This is a genomic window from Streptomyces sp. NPDC041205 (assembly GCF_055591765.1).
On the sequence record NZ_JBVIZH010000001.1, the window covers coordinates 570,413 to 585,723 of the forward strand.

Consider the following 15,311-nt stretch of genomic DNA (forward strand, 5'->3'; position numbering starts at 1 on the left):
GGGATCTCCTCGTACTCGGGGCGTAGGGAATGCGGTCGTACTTGGGGCGTAGGGAATGCGGTCGGAACCCGACCGGGGGATGATCTGAGCAGTGGTGGCCATCTGGCAGACTCGTACCTATGGGTGAGACGACTGTGACGACGCTGGAAGGCCAACAGGGGCCCACCACCTCATCACCCATCGCGGGCGAGGAAGATGACCGCAATGGGCGGAATCTCCTACGTCGGCTGCGCACGCCCCGACGCCCGAAGCTGTGGTTCGAGATCCTGCTGATCGCGGTGAGTTACTGGACGTACTCACTGATCCGCAACGCCGTCCCGGAGCAGAAGTCGGCCGCGCTGCGCAACGCCGACTGGATCTGGGACGTCGAGCACAGCCTCGGTCTCGCCTTCGAGCGCTCGGTCAACCACGCGGTCGACTCGGTGACATGGCTCATCGTCGGCATGAACTACTACTACGCGACGCTGCACTTCATCGTGACGCTCGGCGTCCTGGTGTGGCTCTACCGCTGCCACCCCGGCCGGTACGCGGCCACCCGCCTGGTGCTCTTCGCGACGACGGCGGTGGCCCTCGTCGGCTACTACCTGTATCCGCTGGCACCGCCCCGCCTGATGCCCGGCGGCGACTTCATCGACACGGTCGTCGTCCACAACACCTGGGGCTCGATGGCCTCCGGCGACCTGAAGAACATGTCGAACCAGTACGCGGCCATGCCGTCGATGCACATCGGCTGGTCCCTGTGGTGCGGCCTGACGATCTTCGCCCTCGCGTCGGTGCCCTGGGTGAAGGTCCTCGGCCTGCTCTACCCGACGCTCACCCTGGTCGTGATCGTGGCCACGGCCAACCACTTCTGGCTGGACGCGGTCGGCGGCATGATCTGCCTGGCGTTCGGCTACACGGTGGCGCGCCTCTGGTACGGAAAGCTGCCGTACGCCCTGCCGAAGCTGGTGCCGGAGCAACGGCCACGGGAGAAGGCGCCCGCCCGGTAGGGCCGCCCCTGGAAGCCCCCTGAGCCCTCCACGACGGCTCACGCCCCGTAGAACCGCTCCTCCATCACCGCCCGCGCCCGCCGGGTGATCCGCCGGTAGTCGTCCAGCATCACGCCGACCTGCCCCGCGTCATAGCCCAGGTAGCGCCCGACGGCGGCCAGTTCCCTGCCGTCCGACGGGAACGTGTCGCCCGCCCTGCCCCGGACCAGCATCACCGCGTTGCGCACGCGGGTGGCGAGCACCCAGGCCTCGTCGAGGATCGCCGCCTCCTCCGTGGCGATCAGCTCGGCCGCGCACGCGGCGTGCAGGGCCTCACGGGTGCGGGTGGTGCGCAGCCCCGGCTCGGCCCAGCCGTGCTGGAGCTGGAGCAGTTGGACGGTCCACTCCACGTCGGAGAGGCCGCCGCGGCCGAGCTTGGTGTGCAGGGTGGGGTCGGCTCCGCGGGGCATCCGCTCGGACTCCATGCGGGCCTTCAGGCGGCGGATCTCGCGGACGGCGTCCTCGCCGAGGCCCTCGGCGGGGTAGCGCAGCGGGTCCACGAGGTCGACGAAGGCGCGGCCGAGGTCGGCGTCGCCCGCGACCGGGTCGGCCCGAAGCAGCGCCTGCGACTCCCAGACCAGGGACCAGCGGCGGTAGTAGGCCTCGTACGACTTCAGGGTGCGCACCAGCGGCCCCGACTTGCCCTCCGGGCGCAGGTCCGCGTCGATGGCCAGCGGCGGGTCGGCGCTCGGCAACTGCAGCAGCCGCCGCATCTCGGCGACGACGGAGTTCGCGGCCTTCGCGGCCTCCTGGTCGTCCACGCCCTCGCGCGGCTCGTGCACGAACAGCACGTCCGCGTCCGAGCCGTAGCTCAGCTCGCGGCCCCCGAAGCGGCCCATGCCGATGACCGCGAACCGGGTCGGCAGCGTCTCGCCCCAGCCCTCCCGGACCACCGCGCGCAGCGTGCCCGCGATGGTGGCGGCCGTCAGGTCCGAGACGGCGGTGCCGACACGGTCCACGAGCGCGCCCGCGTCAGCCTCGACGGGGCTCTCCTCGGTGCCGTAGGAGGCGATGATGTCGGCGGCCGACGTGCGGAACAGCTCGCGCCGCCGCACCCCGCGGGCCGCCGCGACCGCCTGCTCGCCGCCGTCGGCGCGGCCCACGGCGGCGAGGACCTCCTGTTCCAGGTGGTCACGTGCGCGCGGCTCAAGGCCACGGGCGTCGCCGAGCAGCGCCACCGCCTCGGGCGCGCGCAGCAGCAGGTCGGGGGCGAACCGGCCGGCCGAGAGCACCCGGGCCAGGTTCTCCGCCGCGGCGCCCTCGTCGCGCAGGAGCCGCAGGTACCAGGGGGTCTTGCCGAGCGCGTCGGAGACCTTGCGGAAGCCGAGCAGGCCCGCGTCGGGGTCGGCGGAGTCCGCGAACCAGCCGAGCAGGACGGGCAGCAGGGTGCGCTGGATGGCGGCCTTGCGGGTCACGCCGGACGCGAGGGCCTCCAGATGGCGCAGGGCCGCGCCGGGGTCGGCGTACCCGAGCGCCACCAGGCGTTCCCTGGCCGCCTCCGTGCTGAGCCGGGACTCGCCGGGGGCGAGCTGGGCGACGGCGTCGAGCAGCGGGCGGTAGAACAGCTTCTCGTGCAGGCGGCGGACCACGGAGGTGTGCCGCTTCCAGGCGCGGGCGAGGTCGGTGAGGGGCTCGGTGCGCATGCCCAGGGAACGGCCGATGCGGCGCAGGTCGGCGTCGTCGTCGGGCAGCAGATGGGTGCGGCGCAGCCGGTAGAGCTGGATGCGGTGTTCCAGGGAGCGCAGGAAGCGGTAGGCGTCGTCGAGCTGGGTGGCGTCCACGCGGCCCACGTAGCCGCCCGCGGCGAGCGCGGCGAGGGCGTCGAGGGTGGTGGCGCTGCGCAGCGAGGCGTCGGCGCGGCCGTGCACCAACTGGAGCAGCTGGACGGCGAATTCGACGTCGCGCAGACCGCCGGGGCCGAGCTTCAGCTCGCGGTCGACCTCGCCCGCGGGGATGTTCTCGATGACGCGGCGGCGCATCTTCTGCACGTCGTCGATGAAGTTCTCGCGCTCGGCGGCCTGCCAGACCAGCGGCGCGACGGCGGCCACGTAGTCCGCGCCCAGCTCGGCGTCACCGGCGACGGGCCGCGCCTTGAGCAGCGCCTGGAACTCCCAGGTCTTCGCCCAGCGCTGGTAGTACGCGAGATGGCTGGACAGGGTCCGCACCAGCGGGCCGTTCCTGCCCTCGGGACGCAGATTGGCGTCGACCGGCCAGATGGTGCCCTCGACCGTGGTCTCGGAGCAGATCCGCATCAGGTGCGAGGCGAGGCGGGTCGCGGCCCGCAGCGCCTTGTCCTCGTCGGCGCTGTCGACCGCCTCGCCCACGAAGATCACGTCGACGTCGGAGACGTAGTTCAGCTCGTGGCCGCCGCACTTGCCCATCGCGATCACCGCGAGGCGGCACTGCGCGGCGTCGGCGGGCGCGTCCCTGCGGGCCATGGCAAGCGCGGCGCGCAGGGTGGCCGTGGCGAGGTCGGCGAGCTCGGCGGCGGTCTCGGAGACGTCGGTGGTGCCGCAGACGTCGCGGGCGGCGATGGACAGCAGGCAGCGGCGGTAGGCGACGCGCAGCGACACCGGGTCGTGCGCCTCGGCGAGGCCGCGCTCGAACTCCGCCACACCGGGGTGCAGGTCGGTGGCCTCGTACGTGACCAGGGCCCGCCAGTCCCCCGGGTGCCGGGCCAGGTGGTCGGCGAGGGCCTCGGAGGCGCCGAGGACGCCGAGCAGGCGGTCCCGCAGGGGCTTGGCGCTGATCAGGGTGTCGAGCAGTTCGCGGCGCGCGGTGTCGTCCGCCTGCGCCTCGGCGAGCCGGCCCAGCCCGAGCAGCGCCAGGTCCGGGTCGGCGGTGGCGCCGAGGGCGTCGAGGAGCACCGGGTCGGTGCGGACGGCGTCGAGCTCGGACGCGGCGAGGAGGCGTTCGGCGGCGGACGGGTCGGTGAACCCGTACCGCAGCAGTCGCGTGAACGTACTGCTCCTGCGCCCCTGCGGCACCGTCATCCCCGCGCCCTTCGCTCGCCTGTTCCTGGCGACGAGCCTACCCAGGGCCCGGCCGATGAGTTCCGCCCGCATGCGGGGTCCCTACGGGGACAGGAGCGTGGAGAGCAGGAGGCGACGTCATGCCGAGCCAGGAACCCCGTACGGAGATCGACGCCCGCTACAGCAGCGAAGGGGCGGCCCCGACCCCCTGGCCACAGGCCCGGGACGCGCTCGCGGCGGCCGAGCTGTGCTGGATCTCGACGGTACGTCCCGACGGGCGCCCGCACGTCACCCCGCTGAGCGCCCTGTGGCAAGGGGGTGCCCTGTGCTTCTCCACCGGCCCGGACGAGCGCAAGGCCCGCAACCTGGAGGCCAACCCCGAGGTCGTCCTGACCACCGGCGCCAACCTCTGGGACGAGGGTCTCGACGTGGTCGTCGAGGGCACGGCGGTGCGGATCACGGACGGGGCGCGGCTGCGGGAGCTCGCGGCGGCCTGGGAGGAGAAGTACGGCGGCTTCTTCCACTACGAGGTGCGGGACGGCTGCTTCCTCCACGAGTCGGGACGCGCGTACGTCTTCGCGGTGACGCCCCGTACGGCGTTCGGCTTCGCCAAGGGCGAGCCGTTCAGCCAGACGCGTTACCGCTTCGCCTGAGGCGCCCGCGCCGGGGCACCCGCCCGTTCCCCGGGACAGGGCACCGGATCGCTGCTGTACTCGACGCATGGAATACACACTCGAAGTGATCGGCATCCCCGTCAGCGACCTCGACCGGTCCAAGGAGTTCTACGAGTCCAAGTGCGGCTTCCACGTCGACCTCGACGGGGAGGTCATGCCGGGCGCACGCCTGATCCAGCTCACGCCGCCGGGATCGGGCTGTTCGATCATGCTCAGCACCGTCCTCTGGGAGACCACCCCGGGCCCCACGCCCCAGCCCGGCTCCTACCAGGGCCTCCAGCTCTGCGTCCCCGACATCAAGCAGGCCCACGCCGAACTGACCGCCCGCGGCCTGGACGTCTCCGAGCCGGTCCAGTACGCGGAGCAGGACGGCGCCACGTTCATGTACTTCACCGACCCGGACGGCAACGGCTGGGCGGTCCAGGAGTACAGGGTCCGGGCGGAGACGCCGCTGCGGGAGGCGATTCGCCCCTGACCGGGGCGAAGGGAGCGCCCCGGTCAGGGGCGCGGGGAACTGCGCGCGCAACCAGGACGAAGCCGCAGACGCGTCTGCTCACTGCCTCGGCAGACGCGTCCGCGGCTCTTTCTGGGCTGAGCGCGCAGTTCCCCGCGCCCCTTCGGGCCCTACAGCACCGGCAGGTTCTTGCGGAGCTCGAAGGCCGTCACCTCGGAGCGGTACTCCTCCCACTCCTGCTTCTTGTTCCGGAGGAAGAAGTCGTACACGTGCTCGCCGAGCGTCTCGGCGACCAGCTCCGAGCGCTCCATGAGGGCGATCGCCTCGCCGAGGTTCTGCGGCAGGGGCTCGATCCCCATCGCGCGGCGCTCCGCGTCGGAGAGGGCCCAGACGTCGTCGTCGGCGCCCGGCGGCAGCTCGTAGCCCTCCTCGATGCCCTTGAGGCCCGCGGCGAGGAGGACGGCGTACGTCAGGTACGGGTTGGCGCCGGAGTCGATGGAGCGGACCTCGACGCGGGCCGAGCCGGTCTTGCCGGGCTTGTACATGGGCACGCGGATGAGCGCGGAGCGGTTGTTGTGGCCCCAGCAGATGTACGAGGGGGCCTCGCCGCCGGCGCCCGCGGTGCGCTCGGAGCCGCCCCAGATGCGCTTGTAGGAGTTCACCCACTGGTTGGTGACCGCGGAGATCTCGGCGGCGTGCTTCAGCAGGCCCGCGATGAAGGAGCGGCCGACCTTGGAGAGCTGGTACTCGGCGCCGGACTCGTAGAAGGCGTTGCGGTCGCCCTCGAAGAGGGACAGGTGCGTGTGCATGCCGGAGCCGGGGTGCTCGGAGAACGGCTTCGGCATGAAGGTCGCCTGGACCCCCTGCTCCAACGCCACCTGCTTCATGACCAGGCGGAACGTCATGATGTTGTCGGCCGTGGAGAGCGCGTCGGCGTAGCGCAGGTCGATCTCCTGCTGGCCGGGGGCGCCCTCGTGGTGGCTGAACTCCACCGAGATGCCCATGGATTCGAGCATCGTGATGGCCTGGCGGCGGAAGTCCATGCCCACGTTCTGCGGGGTGTGGTCGAAGTAGCCGGAGTTGTCGGCGGGGCTCGGCCGGGAGCCGTCCAGGGGCTTGTCCTTGAGCAGGAAGAACTCGATCTCGGGGTGGGTGTAGAAGGTGAACCCGAGGTCGGAGGTCTTGGCGAGCGCCCGCTTCAGTACGTAGCGGGGGTCCGCGAAGGACGGGGAGCCGTCCGGCATCAGGATGTCGCAGAACATCCGGGCCGTGCCGGGGGCCTCGGCGCGCCAGGGCAGGACCTGGAAGGTGCCGGGGTCCGGCTTGGCGATCATGTCGGACTCGTAGACCCGGGCGAAGCCCTCGATGGCCGAGCCGTCGAAGCCGATGCCCTCGTCGAAGGCCTGTTCAAGCTCGGCGGGGGCGACCGCGACCGACTTCAGGAAGCCGAGTACGTCCGTGAACCACAGGCGTACGAACCGGATGTCGCGCTCCTCCAGAGTGCGGAGCACGAACTCCTGCTGCTTGTCCATCTCGACTTCCACCCATCCTTGCTGGTCGGAACCGGCTGCTCCCAAGCCATGGGACGTCGCCCCGGCACACGAGCATCCCACCACACGGTTTCGTGCGCGTTGCGGCTGCTCCTTGCCCATAGTGCACGCTCACCCCGGCACGGGGTATCCGGGACGGGTCCGGGGCCCCGGCGGGGTGGCCGGAGCGGGGGGGGCCGGAGCGGCGGGCCGGGGGTCCACGTGGCCGGGATCGGCCGGATGGCGGCGGCACTCGCCCGTGCCGCCCGTGCAGTATTTGACAGAGCGCCTCCTCCACCCGCCGACGCGGAGGCTACGATCAACGCACTCGCAACGCCCCCCGCTGTGCCGCACCGCCCCTTGGTTCCACCGGTTCCACGCACCGCCTTTGTTCCACGCACCGCCCCTTGTTCGACCCATCCGACTCCGCCGCTTTCCGCAGAAGGACACACCATGGGTTCCGCCAAGAAGACGAGCAGCGCCGAGCGCAAGGCCCGGATAGAGGAGATGCGGCGCGCGGAACGCGCCCGCGAGCGCCGCAACAGCGTGCTCACCATCGCCTTGAGCACGGTCATCGTCGCCGCGCTCGGCGTCGGCGGCTACTTCCTCATCTCGCAGGCCGACGACGACAACAAGGAGTCCGGCAAGGCGGGTGACGCCAAGGCGGTGGCCAAGTTCACGACGACCGCCGACGGCGAGCGGGTCTGGGATGCCAAGAAGCTCGGCCGCACCCACGTCGGCGGCAAGGTGAACTACCCGGTGACCCCGCCGGTCGGCGGCAACCACAACCAGGTGTGGATGAACTGCAACGGCGACGTCTACACCAAGGAAGTCCCGAACGAGAACGCCGTGCACTCCCTGGAGCACGGCGCGGTCTGGGTGACGTACAACGACCAGGCGAAGCCCGCCGACTTGAAGAAGCTGGAAGCCAAGGTCAAGAAGACCCCGTACTCCCTGATGAGCCCCGTGAAGAAGCAGAAGGACCCGATCCTGCTGTCCGCCTGGGGGCACCAGCGTGCGGTGAAGGACGCGGCCGACAAGCAGATCGACCCCTTCTTCTCCACCTACGTCCAGGGCAAGCAGACCCCCGAGCCCGGTGCGGCCTGCACCAACGGCCTGGGGCAGTGATGACGTGATGAAGCGCAGGGACTGGCTGATCGGCGCCGTCGCCGGGGCGGTGCTCGCGGCGGGCGGCATCACCGCCGCCGTCGCCTCCACCGACGGCTCCTCTGGCTCCTCTGATGCCGCCGGTTCCGCCGACGCGCCGTCGAGCACGTCCGCCGACGCGGGGTTCGCCCGGGACATGGCCGTCCACCACCAGCAGGCCGTCGAGATGTCCTACGTCATCCGGGACCGCACCGGGAACAAGGAGATCCGGCGCCTCGCCTACGACATCGCGCAGACCCAGGCCAACCAGCGCGGCATGATGCTGGGCTGGCTCGACCTGTGGGAGCTGCCGAAGGTGCCGCCCGGCGAGCCCATGGAGTGGATGGACATGACCGGCGTCCCCTCGGCGGGCGACGGCTCCCTCATGCCGGGCATGGCCACGAACGCGCAGATGAAGCGGCTCGGGGAGCTGAACGGGAAGCAGGCCGAGGTCTTCTACCTGAAGCTGATGACCGCCCATCACCAGGGGGGCATCCACATGGCTCAGGGGTGTGTCGAGCGGTGCGACGTGCCGGTTGAGCGGCGGCTCGCGCAGGGGATGGTCGAGTCCCAGGAGTCCGAGGTCAAGCTGATGTCCGACCTGCTGAAGGCGCGGGGCGCGAAGCCGTAGGGGTGCCCTCGCGGGGGCGCCCCAGACCCGCCCCTTCTCCGAAACCGGGGGCTGCCGCCGCCCCCTGGACCCCCGCTTGTCGGCGCTTCGCGCCTCGTCCTCAAACGCCGGACGGGCTGGAACTCACCGGCACATCTGGGGCGCCCCCGCGAGGCCTACACCCCACCTCACCCCCGGCGGCCGCACCCCCGCGCACAACGGCATCCCCGCCCCGTCCGTGAGCCCGAGCTCCCCCACGACCGCCCCGGCCTCCACCGCCGCCTCCGGCAGGTCGCCGAACCACAGCTTGGCCCGGCGGAACATCGCGAACTGCCCGCCGGGGGGCAGCTCGCCCCAGGTGAGGTAGAAGAAGCGCTCGCCCCGCTTGCCCTGGACGTAGGGCCCCTTGAAGTCGGGGGTGCCGTCCGGCGCGGCGACCACGGCCACCTCGAACTCGAACACCGCCTCGGCCGCGTCCGCCCGGACCAGCTGGTCGGGCTCCGTGCCGCGCTGCACCCCCACGTGCACGTCCCGATGGTCCCCGCACTCCGGCCCGGGCAGATCACGGCCGATGAGGCGCACCGTCAGCTTCTGAGTCATGGGATTCAGTCCACCACGGGGGTCTGACAGTCGCCCGGCCCCGGGCGGGCGGGGCCTCACGCGAGCCGCCCGAGATCCTCCCGCCGCAGCCGCCCGAGCAGCGCCTCCCCCCGCACGTACCGTTCGACCTCCGCCACCGCGTACTCCCCGAGCCTGCGCACCTCACTGCCCTGCGCACCCGCGATGTGTGGGGTGACCAGGACGTTCGGGAGGGCGAGGAGGGGGTGCCCGGGCGGCAGGGGTTCGGGCTCGGTGACGTCGAGGAAGGCGTCGAGGCGGCCGGCGGCGCAGGCGCGGGTCAGGGCCTCGGTGTCGACGAGGGAGCCGCGCGCGGTGTTGACGACGACGCCGCCGTCGGGGATGAGGGCGAGCATCCGCTCGCTCAGCAGACCTCGGGTCTCGGGGAGTTGGGGCGCGTGCAGGGTGACGACGCTGCTGGCCCGGCAGAGGTCGGGCAGATCCACGAGGTCGACGCCGAGGGCGGCGGCCTGGGCGGGGGTGACGTAGGGGTCGGTGAGCAGGACGCGGTGTCCGGCGTCGGAGGCGTTGAGGGCGGCGATGACGCGGCGGCCGATGCGGGAGGCCCCGACGACGCCGATGGTGCGGGCGTCGGCGCCGGTGCGTTCGGTGAACGGCGGCCAGCGCTCGGCGTAGCGGGCGGCGGCGGGCAGGGCGCCCTTCGTGGCGAAGGTGATCGCGGCGAGGGTGTAGGCGACGACGGGGCCCGCGTTGGCGTCGGCGGCGGAGGAGACGAGGACGCCTCGGTCCCACAGGGCGTTGGTGACCACGGGTTTGACGGATCCCGCGGCGTGCACGACGGCCCGCAGGCGGGGCGCGTGGGCGAGCACGTCGGCGGTCAGGCGGGGACAGTCCCAGCCGGTGACGAGGACCTCGACCCGGGCGAGCGCCGCGCGGGCGTCGGCGCCGGTGAGCCCGCCGGTGAGCGCGCCGGGCGGCAACTCGACGCTGCGGGCGAGGCGTTGGCGCAGCCCGGGGGCGAGGACGCGGTCCACGACGTCGGCACCCATGGCGAGGGCGGCCACCGGCCTGCGCCGCTCCGGCCCTGCGGCTTCCCGCGGCTGCTCCAGCTGATCGGGCACGCGTCGCCACCTCTCATAGAAAACGGTTACTAGGAGGAGTCAGGAGGCTAAGCCTCTGTCGGGACAGCGGTCAAGAGAAGGCAGGCAGCGCCAAGGCGCAGCCCTGCAAAGGGGGTTGACCGAGGACAGTAACCGCTTTAGATTCCCGGCACCTTGTCCCGACAGCTGTGTTCAAGACTGGGGGTTCCGTGTCAGCGGTGACGAAGGACCGGGCCGAAATCGAGGCGGTGACACCGCCGACGGAGCCCACCAAGGGGGCAATTGCCCGCAAAAGCGGGCGGGGCGAGAAGTGGAAACGGTTTCAGCGCACTCGGCTCCTGGTGCTGCTCATGGTGCCGGGCCTCGCGTACTTCCTGGTCTTCCACTACGGCGCGTTCATCGCGAACGCCGTGGCGTTCAAGGAGTACGTCCCCTTCGACGGCCTGTGGGCGAGCCCCTGGGTCGGCACCGAGAACTTCAGCCGGATGTTCGGCGACCCGGACTTCTGGCACGCGACCTGGAACACGCTGTTCATCGCGGTGCTCCAGCTCGTGTTCTTCTTCCCCGCGCCGCTCGCCCTCGCGCTCCTGCTGCACAGCCTGACCTCGGACCTGCTGCGCCGCTTCACACAGTCCGTGATCTATCTGCCGCACTTCCTGTCGTGGGTCGTGGTGGTCGCGCTGTTCCAGCAAGTCCTCGGCGACACGGGCCTGTTGAACGCGACGCTGAGCGACGCGGGCCTGCACACCGTCGACGTCATCGGCAACCCGGACGCGTACAAGCCGCTCGTCGTCCTCGAAGTGATCTGGAAGGACGCGGGCTGGGGCACGATCATCTTCCTCGCCGCGCTGATGCAGGTGAACGAGCAGCTCTACGAGGCCGCCGCGATCGACGGGGCCGGGCCCTGGCGGCGCTTCTGGCACGTCACGCTGCCCAGCATCCGGCCCATCGTGATCCTGCTGCTGATCATGCGGCTCGGCGACATCCTGTCCGTCGGCTTCGAACAGATGCTGCTGCAACGGCAGTCGGTGGGCCCGGAGGCAGGTGAGGTCCTGGACACCTTCGTCTTCTGGCAGGGCATCGTCGGCGGCGACACCGGCTACGCGGCCGCCGCCGGACTCTTCAAGGGCGTCGTCGGCGCGGCGCTCGTCTTCACGGCCAACCGGATCGCGCACCGGCTCGGCGAGCAGGGGGTCTACAAGTGAGCAGCGCCATCAGCCACAGGACGGCCCCGCGGAAGCCGCGCACGCCCCAAGTCGTCCGCCCCGCCTGGATGGAGCGGCCGCGGCCGCTCACCAAGGCCGCCAAGGGCCTGGCGGTCGCCGTCGTCCTCGCCCTCGTCCTGATCCCCTTCCTGGTGATCGTCTCGACGTCGCTCGCGTCCAACCGGGAGGTCGTCGACAACGGCGGCTGGGTGCTGTGGCCGAGCGAGCCGACCCTGCGCGCCTACCGCACCGTCCTCAGCGGCGGCATCGTCACCAAGGCACTCGGCGTGAGCGTCGCCCTGACGGCCGCGGGCACCCTCTTCTCACTCGCCTGCACCACCTTCCTCGCCTACGCCCTCGCCCGCCCCGGCGTCTTCGGCGGCAAGCCGGTGCTGCTCCTCATCCTGTTCACGTTCCTCTTCCCGCCCGGCATGATCCCGGCGTTCCTCCTGGTCAAGGGCATGGGCATGATGGACACGTACGCGGCCCTGATCGCGCCCGTGCTCATCAACGTCTTCAACCTGATCGTCCTGCGCGGCTTCTTCCAGGGCATCCCCGAGGAGCTGTACGAGGCGGCGCGCCTGGACGGCGCGAACGACTGGCAGATCCTGTGGCGGGTCGTGCTCCCGCTGTCGAAGGCGGCGCTCGCGGTGGTCTCGCTGTTCTACGCGGTGAGCTACTGGAACGCCTGGTTCCATGCCTCGATCTACCTGGAGTCCGACCACTGGCCGCTGTCGCAGGTCCTGCGTACGTACGTCATCGGCGGCTCCCAGATCGCCGACACCGGCCTGAGCGAGGCGGGCCAGGTCTCCGCCCCGCAGACGACACAGATGGCCGTCCTCGTGATCGCGACCGTGCCGATCCTGCTCGTCTACCCCTTCCTGCAGAAGTACTTCACCAAGGGCGTGCTCACCGGCGCCATCAAGAGCTGAGCCACCTCCCCGTACCCGCCGAAAGGTTGACCTCGTGTCTGGTTCCCAGGGTTCCTCGCGCCTCCCCATGGGGCGCCGGGCGCTGCTGCGCTCGATCGCCGTCGGCGGCGCCGCCCTCGCCGCCCCCGCCGTCCTCACCGGCTGCTCCACCGGCTCGGGCGGCGGCGGTGACGTGTCCAACGCCGGGAAGAAGATGGCCCCTTGGCCCACCTTCACCCCGACCAGGGGCCCGGCGCCCGACCTCCCGCCCAGCGCCGCGGGCGTGCAGGCGGGCTTCACCTCGTATCCGCGGCGCCTGGTGACGGCGACGGACGGCAAGCCGGGCACCGGCAAGGAGAAGATCCGCGTCCTGTCCATCACGTACGGCACCCCGCCGAAGCCCGCCGGGTCCAACAAGTACTGGCAGGCGATGAACGAGGCCCTCGGCGTCGAGGTCGAGTTCACGGTCGTGCCGGACGCGGACTTCCGCTCGAAGATGGCGACGCTCATGGCGGGCGACAGCGACGACCTGCCGGACCTCATCAACATCGGCGGCGGATACGTCCTGCCGCGCGAGGCGCAGTTCGTGAAGGCCCGCTGCGCCGACCTGTCGGAGCATCTGTCGGGCGACGCGGTCAAGGACTACCCGAACCTCGCGGGCATCCCCACGTACGCCTGGGAGGGCATGGGCCGGATCGGGGGCCGGCTCTACGGGCTGCCGGTCGAGCGGGCCAAGGTGCAGGGCGCGATGTTCATCAACCGCGAGGCCTTCGACAAGGCGGGCTACCGGCCCGGCATGTCGGCGCCGGACTTCCGGGCGATGGCCAAGGAGGGCTCCGGCGGCGGCAAGCACATGCTCGGCACCTCGACCGTCAGCTACTACAGCTACCTCTACCACGCCATGTGGCACGGGGCGCCCAACGAGTGGCGGATCAAGGACGGCCGGATCACGCCCATGTACGGCACCGAGGAGTTCAAGGCCGCCCTGGAGTTCATGGCGCGGCTGCGGGCCGACGGCGCCTACAACTCCGACGCCACCTCGATCTCCCAGGTCGACCTGAAGACGCAGTTCTACAACGGCACCGTCCGCTCCATGACGGACGGCTGGGGCGCGGTGCTCTCCAACGCGCAAGGCATCAAGGACGCGTACACCCTGGACGCCGCCGTGCCCTACGAAGTGCCCGGCGCGACGCCCGTCTACCAGCAGAACCGCGGCTGCTTCGGCTACACCGTCGTCAAGAAGGCGTCCAAGGAGCGCGTCCGGCTCATGCTGCGCGTCCTCGACTGGCTGGCCTCGCCGTTCGGCTCCAAGGAGTACCAGCTGAGTCACTACGGAGTGGAGGGCACCCACTTCCGGTTCGACAAGGCGGGCGATCCGATCCCCACGGAGCGCGGCCTCGTCGAGTCCCGCACGAACCTGCCGTTCCCGTATCTGATGGACGCCCCGCAGCCGCTGTACTTCCCCGGGCAGGCCGACCTCACGAAGCGGCTGCACGCCTGGGAGAAGAAGGTCGTGCCGCTGCTCGTGCCCAACGACCGCTGGGGGCTGCAGTCGGCGACCTTCAACCGGGTCGGCGCGTCGCTGCAGCAGATCGTCGAGGACGGGGTGACGGCCGTCGTCTCCGGCCGCAAGAGCCTGTCCTCCTGGGACGACGTCCACCGCAAGTGGCGGTCGCAGGGCGGCGACAAGTGCGCCGAGGAGTTCGGGGAGGAGTACGAGGCGGCGCACTGAGGCGGTGGCGGGGGCGCGATGATGGTCACGGGCGGGCGCCGGTCCGTCCCGGACGCGCTGTCCGTGTGTCGCGTGGGCGTCGTCCGCCGTCCAAGGGCGGCCGGGGCCAAGCGAGTTGAGGAGAGGCAACAGTGGGGGAACGGGTCACCATCCGCGAAGTCGCCGCACGCGCGGGGGTCTCCGTGGCGACCGTCTCGCGGGTCCTCGCGGGCAACTATCCGACGTCCGCGACCTCGCGGGCGAAGGTGCAGCGGGCCGTGAAGGAACTGGACTACGTCGTCAACGCGCACGCGCGCGCGTTGGCGGGCGCCGGGCGCAAGACCATCGCCGTGCTCACCTACGACGTGCTGAGCCCGTTCTACGCGCACGTCGCACAGGGCGTCGAGATGGAGGCCGCCCGGCACGGACGGCTCACGCTCGTCGCCTCCACCGGCAGCGATCCCGCGCGGGAGCTGGCGCTGGTGCAGATGATGCGGGAGCAGGCCGCCGAGGCGGTCGTCCTCGTCGGCGGGGTCATCGAGGACGACGAGTACCGGGAGCGGATGGCCCGGTACGCCGAGGCCCTCGCCGCCGCGGGCTCCCGGCTCGTGCTGTGCGGCCGGCCCGCGCCCGCGCCCGACGTGCCCGCCCTCGTCGTCGAGTACGACAACGAGGCGGGCGCCTACGCCATCACCAGCCATCTCCTGGGTGCCGGGCACCGGCGCATCGCCCTCATCGGCTACCAGCCCGGCAACACCACCGGGGAGGACCGGGTCCACGGGTATCTGCGGGCCCTCGACGACCACGGGGTGCCGCGGTCCGACGCGATCGTGCACGGGGTGGGGTTCGGGCCGCACCACGGGTACGAGGCGATCCGGGATCTGCTGCGGGCCGCCGACGGGAAGCCGGAGTTCACCGCCGTGTTCGCCGGGGACGACCGGGTGGCGGCGGCCACGGTGGTCGCGCTGCGGGAGTACGGGCTCTCCGTCCCCGAGGACGTCTCCGTCGTCGGCTACAACGACGATCCCGTCGCCTCCGACGTCACGCCCGGGCTCACCACCGTCCACATCCCCGCCGAGGAGATGGGGCGCACCGCCGTCCGCCTCGCCCTCGCGGGGGCGCCGCCGCGGTCCGGGCCCGAGCGGCACGTCCTGGGCACACACATCGTGGTCCGCGCGAGCGTTCGGCGTCTTGCCGTGGTTCGGGGGCGCGCCTGACGCGTCGGGCGCGTCGGCGCCGCTCCAGTCCCGCCGCTCCGCGGCGGATATGCCCCACCCGCCCACCCGTTCACCCGTTCACCCCACACGACGGGCTTCTGGCAGCAGTCCATCCCTCCGCCGACGCCACGGAGACGCCGACCGGGGTGCCGGTGCGGCAACGGTTGAGTGGCGT

13 protein-coding genes are annotated in these 15,311 nt (G+C 71.5%); 9 read left to right on the forward strand and 4 right to left on the reverse strand.

Annotated elements, in window-relative coordinates:
• The first annotated feature begins 119 nt into the window (after window positions 1–119).
• Entirely contained in the window at window positions 120–989 is an 870-nt protein-coding gene (locus ACZ6BG_RS02570) for a phosphatase PAP2 family protein (RefSeq protein ID WP_468995879.1), read from the forward strand.
• A gap of 38 nt (window positions 990–1,027) precedes the next feature.
• Here ACZ6BG_RS02570 and ACZ6BG_RS02575 read toward each other — a convergent pair whose 3' ends face one another.
• Window positions 1,028–4,021 (reverse strand): bifunctional [glutamine synthetase] adenylyltransferase/[glutamine synthetase]-adenylyl-L-tyrosine phosphorylase, encoded by a 2,994-nt coding sequence (locus tag ACZ6BG_RS02575; RefSeq protein WP_468995882.1) that lies wholly within the window; start codon window positions 4,019–4,021, stop codon window positions 1,028–1,030.
• A 119-nt stretch (window positions 4,022–4,140) separates the two neighbouring features.
• On the opposite strand from ACZ6BG_RS02575, the gene ACZ6BG_RS02580 reads away from it, so the two are divergent.
• Both ACZ6BG_RS02580 and ACZ6BG_RS02585 read left to right on the forward strand, forming a co-directional pair.
• Complete coding sequence (locus tag ACZ6BG_RS02580) at window positions 4,141–4,653, forward strand: pyridoxamine 5'-phosphate oxidase family protein (protein WP_468995887.1); 513 nt, start codon at window positions 4,141–4,143, stop codon at window positions 4,651–4,653.
• Between the two features lie 67 nt (window positions 4,654–4,720).
• On the forward strand, window positions 4,721–5,149 hold the full coding sequence (locus ACZ6BG_RS02585; protein ID WP_468995890.1) for a VOC family protein: 429 nt from the start codon (window positions 4,721–4,723) through the stop codon (window positions 5,147–5,149).
• 149 nt (window positions 5,150–5,298) lie between these two features.
• On the opposite strand, the gene ACZ6BG_RS02590 is transcribed toward ACZ6BG_RS02585, so the two are convergent.
• On the reverse strand, window positions 5,299–6,660 hold the full coding sequence (locus tag ACZ6BG_RS02590; RefSeq protein ID WP_030363288.1) for a glutamine synthetase family protein: 1,362 nt from the start codon (window positions 6,658–6,660) through the stop codon (window positions 5,299–5,301).
• A gap of 450 nt (window positions 6,661–7,110) precedes the next feature.
• Here ACZ6BG_RS02590 and ACZ6BG_RS02595 point away from each other — a divergent pair, with 450 nt between their 5' ends.
• Together ACZ6BG_RS02595 and ACZ6BG_RS02600 are read left to right on the forward strand one after the other, a co-directional pair.
• A complete protein-coding gene (locus ACZ6BG_RS02595; protein WP_468995892.1) occupies window positions 7,111–7,785 on the forward strand; it encodes a DUF3105 domain-containing protein in 675 nt (224 codons plus the stop codon).
• Window positions 7,786–7,792: 7 nt separating this feature from the next.
• Window positions 7,793–8,434: a DUF305 domain-containing protein gene (locus ACZ6BG_RS02600; RefSeq protein ID WP_468995895.1), complete on the forward strand. Its 642-nt coding sequence runs from the start codon at window positions 7,793–7,795 to the stop codon at window positions 8,432–8,434.
• Window positions 8,435–8,557: 123 nt separating this feature from the next.
• Here the strand turns inward: ACZ6BG_RS02600 and ACZ6BG_RS02605 are convergent, their stop codons facing one another.
• Window positions 8,558–9,013 carry a DUF5990 family protein gene (locus ACZ6BG_RS02605; protein ID WP_468995897.1) on the reverse strand — a complete coding sequence of 152 codons (456 nt, stop codon included), beginning with the start codon at window positions 9,011–9,013 and terminating at the stop codon, window positions 8,558–8,560.
• Window positions 9,014–9,069: 56 nt separating this feature from the next.
• Entirely contained in the window at window positions 9,070–10,113 is a 1,044-nt protein-coding gene (locus tag ACZ6BG_RS02610; RefSeq protein WP_468995900.1) for a hydroxyacid dehydrogenase, read from the reverse strand.
• Window positions 10,114–10,442: 329 nt separating this feature from the next.
• On the opposite strand from ACZ6BG_RS02610, the gene ACZ6BG_RS02615 reads away from it, so the two are divergent.
• The 4 genes from ACZ6BG_RS02615 (at window position 10,443) to ACZ6BG_RS02630 (ending at window position 15,136) form a co-directional block, all read left to right on the forward strand.
• Complete coding sequence (locus ACZ6BG_RS02615; protein ID WP_468997867.1) at window positions 10,443–11,297, forward strand: ABC transporter permease; 855 nt, start codon at window positions 10,443–10,445, stop codon at window positions 11,295–11,297.
• 68 nt (window positions 11,298–11,365) lie between these two features.
• Window positions 11,366–12,229 carry a carbohydrate ABC transporter permease gene (locus ACZ6BG_RS02620; RefSeq protein WP_468997869.1) on the forward strand — a complete coding sequence of 288 codons (864 nt, stop codon included), beginning with the start codon at window positions 11,366–11,368 and terminating at the stop codon, window positions 12,227–12,229.
• A 34-nt stretch (window positions 12,230–12,263) separates the two neighbouring features.
• Window positions 12,264–13,940, forward strand: a complete 1,677-nt coding sequence (locus ACZ6BG_RS02625) for an extracellular solute-binding protein (RefSeq protein ID WP_468995902.1) — start codon at window positions 12,264–12,266, stop codon at window positions 13,938–13,940.
• Window positions 13,941–14,071: 131 nt separating this feature from the next.
• Complete coding sequence (locus tag ACZ6BG_RS02630) at window positions 14,072–15,136, forward strand: LacI family DNA-binding transcriptional regulator (RefSeq protein WP_468995905.1); 1,065 nt, start codon at window positions 14,072–14,074, stop codon at window positions 15,134–15,136.
• Window positions 15,137–15,311 lie beyond the last annotated feature (175 nt).